Annotated in this window: 5 protein-coding genes; 2 read left to right on the forward strand and 3 right to left on the reverse strand. The window is 63.2% G+C overall.

From position 1 onward, the window contains the following. Positions 1-108 precede the first annotated feature (108 nt). From tmk to U9980_RS27445, 3 genes are all read right to left on the reverse strand, one after another. Positions 109-735, reverse strand: a complete 627-nt coding sequence (gene tmk / locus U9980_RS27435; protein ID WP_322770579.1) for a dTMP kinase — start codon at positions 733-735, stop codon at positions 109-111. Continuing rightward, positions 732-923 (reverse strand): hypothetical protein, encoded by a 192-nt coding sequence (locus U9980_RS27440; protein WP_322770580.1) that lies wholly within the window; start codon positions 921-923, stop codon positions 732-734. The genes tmk and U9980_RS27440 overlap by 4 nt, the downstream gene beginning before the upstream one ends. Positions 924-1,025: 102 nt before the next feature. Further along, positions 1,026-1,379: a hypothetical protein gene (locus U9980_RS27445; protein WP_322770581.1), complete on the reverse strand. Its 354-nt coding sequence runs from the start codon at positions 1,377-1,379 to the stop codon at positions 1,026-1,028. 120 nt (positions 1,380-1,499) lie between these two features. On the opposite strand from U9980_RS27445, the gene U9980_RS27450 reads away from it, so the two are divergent. After that, complete coding sequence (locus U9980_RS27450) at positions 1,500-2,072, forward strand: hypothetical protein (protein ID WP_322770582.1); 573 nt, start codon at positions 1,500-1,502, stop codon at positions 2,070-2,072. Between the two features lie 448 nt (positions 2,073-2,520). Then, positions 2,521-2,752 (forward strand): hypothetical protein (locus U9980_RS27455; protein ID WP_322770583.1); only part of this gene is annotated, 232 nt, incomplete at its 3' end.

Here is a 2,752-nt window from a genome sequence, read left to right on the forward strand (position 1 = left end):
CCGGGCGAGGCGGTGCAGGCCGAGCTGGCGGCGTTCGTCGCCTCGCTGGAGATCGAAGGCACCCGCACGGACGAGACGTACGACTCCCTGGTACGTGCCGCCTCAGCGTCAGCCTGATCGCTGCCCCAGCCGCTCAAGCACGGCATTGAGCACGACGGCCGCCACGGTTTCGGCTGGCTCGTCCCTGACCTCGTAATGGAGCACGTCCTGACCCGTCTCGCGGAGGTGGTGCGCAACATCGCGGTACAGCCGGTCCTCGACCACGCGGGCCGCCACACCACCCTGATGGAAGCGGCTGTAGACACCGCGATCCGCTGCGTGCTGCTCGGACTGCCTTGGCTCGCCGGTCAGGATGACCGTCAGATCAGGCTTGTCGGCGTACTGGTTGAGCTGAGCTAGGAAGCTCGGCTCTACGCCGTCGATCCGTTGCAGGACAAGGGTTGTCGGCACGTAGCGGTCACAGATGACCACGTAGCCAGCCCGGAGGGCCGGTCGGATGTCGTACTCCAGGTGGTAGTACCGATCCGCAGCTACCAGGCAGGCCAGCACCAGGCCGCGGTACTCGTCCGTGCCCTGCCGCGCCAGCTTGCCGAGGGCCGAGTCGGACGGCTCCTTGGTGGCGACGACCGGGACGCCCTGCGCTGCCAGCTCGGCCCGCACATGCTGGACTACCGTGCTCTTGCCGACGCCGCTTGGACCTTCGACAACGACGAAGAGCCCAGGTCTCGGATTCATGCGGCCACCGCCGTCGAACGCTGGAACTGTTCGCGCGACAGCTCAGTAAGCCGGGCTCGCACCTCGTCCACGGTTGCCTCCCCGAACTGGATGTTGACCGAGAAGTTGAACTCATCCCGGCCGCGCATGGCCTCATCCACGCCGCCCGCCGTGAGGTCCACGGCCGTGTAGTCGCCCGTCCTCCGCACGTTCGTCCTGTGTGTGGGTTGCGTGATCCCTTGAGCTAGCGGTGTCGTGGCCGCGGGTGTGGGGAGTGTTCGGGCTGGCACGTTCTGGAGCCGCCATGAACATCAACCAGACCCGTCGCACCACAAAAACCCGATGTGCGGAATACGGGCTGCTGGCGGTCCGCGAGGTCGTAGATCCGCGGCTTGGCCCGGATACCGGCGGACGTGCGGTGCGACGTTGCGGGCGATGTCCCGAAACGGTGCGATGACCATCACCTCGGACATGTCGTGGCCGACCCCCGCCAAGGCCGCCAGGATGCGGTCCACCTGCTGTCCCTCGGCCGGCGCGGTCGCGGCGAAGGACGACCTCGATTCGCTCGGCTGAGTCTCGACATGCAGCTGGGGCTTGTCCAGATACAGCCATATCGGTCTTACGAACAGGGCAAACCATTGCCGCGCCGGCAGCCGGTGTTTCATGCTGCTCTTGGTTCTAACCGTGACCGGGCCGCGGTCATTTCATTAAAAGCTTGCTTCGGCAGGTGCCCGGACCACACGACCGTGCAAGGACGAGACAGAGAAAGACGAGGTGAAGTCGCAGTGAGCAGAGCTATTGTCCAGCGCCGCACCTGGCTGGCAGCGATCGCAGCCATGGCAGCACTCTTCGCCGGGGTGATGACCTGGGGGACGGCCTCTACCGCGAGCGCCGAACCCAACCGCCGGTTGTGCAGATACATCGACAATGTTCCCACGGAGGTGACAATACAGAAAAGGGGATCAGGTACCGATACCTACACGGTTTCGGCTAACCTGTACGTCCTCCTCAACTACAAGAAGGACGGCAAGTGCCCCGAGGTCGAAGATCCCTATAGGATCGGCGGCGATGGCGCGAAGACTGTGCGTCTCAGCTATAAGCATCCGGAGCCGAAGACTCAATGCGAGGACTGGGACCGCGGATTGGGTGTTACGGGTCACTACCGAGGCCCCATCAACAATGCGGATCCTGACCTCGGCTTTTCAAACCCCCCCGGGATGGTCGATGTGTGCCAGAACGACTTCCTAGCGAAGGACACGGTATACGAGTTCTATGTCATCTCGGGCGATGTCTCCTTCGCTGACGGTACCGAATTTAAGAAAGGTGACTTCGTGACCAACAGGCGGAGTCACGTTTAACAAAGGCAACTTCGTGACCAACGAACGGCGTTGCGTTCACAGTTGTTGATCATTCCATGGTTTCCCGGGCGTGCCGGCTGTACTGGATGTCGATGACGACATCGCTGACGGTGGTCATGGCTGGGGCGTTGCAAAACCCCGTCGGCTTGTTGCCGGCGGGGTTTTGCGCAGGGTAGGCCGTCGGAAAAGGACCAGCTCAGCTGGCACCTCGCCAACGGCCTGCCCTGCGGTTTCGTACGGTCACCGATTCGTTCTCTGCGACGCTGAAATACGCGGTAGCGGCTTGCCGGGATGTGCGCCGGTCCCGATGCGGACATGTCTTTTTCTTCCAGCGCAGGAACATTGCCAGGGTGTTGGTCCGTGTTTCACGCTGCGTTAAGACGGTTTGCGGGTGCTTCGTGTCGATGAGCGGCCGACCCGCAACCGGCGGAATGAGAGGAGAGTCCGGATGACGTTCAAACGTTCCGGAACCGACGGCCAGGGAGCGCACGTCCTACCCTCCCTGAAAGGCTTGCTCCATCGACGAGGCCTCCTGCTGATCATCCCGTTCCTGCTTGCGATCGCCCTCGTCGTAGGAGTTCTCCCCAAGGGGGCGTCGAAAGCGTCTGTCAGGTACAACGAGGTCGCCGTTTCGCCACAGGGCCAGGTCGCCAGCTCGAACTCGGGCGGGGTCTGTAAGG

This window comes from Protofrankia sp. Cr1 (assembly GCF_963555865.1).
Taxonomy (GTDB): Bacteria; Actinomycetota; Actinomycetes; order Frankiales; family Frankiaceae; genus Protofrankia.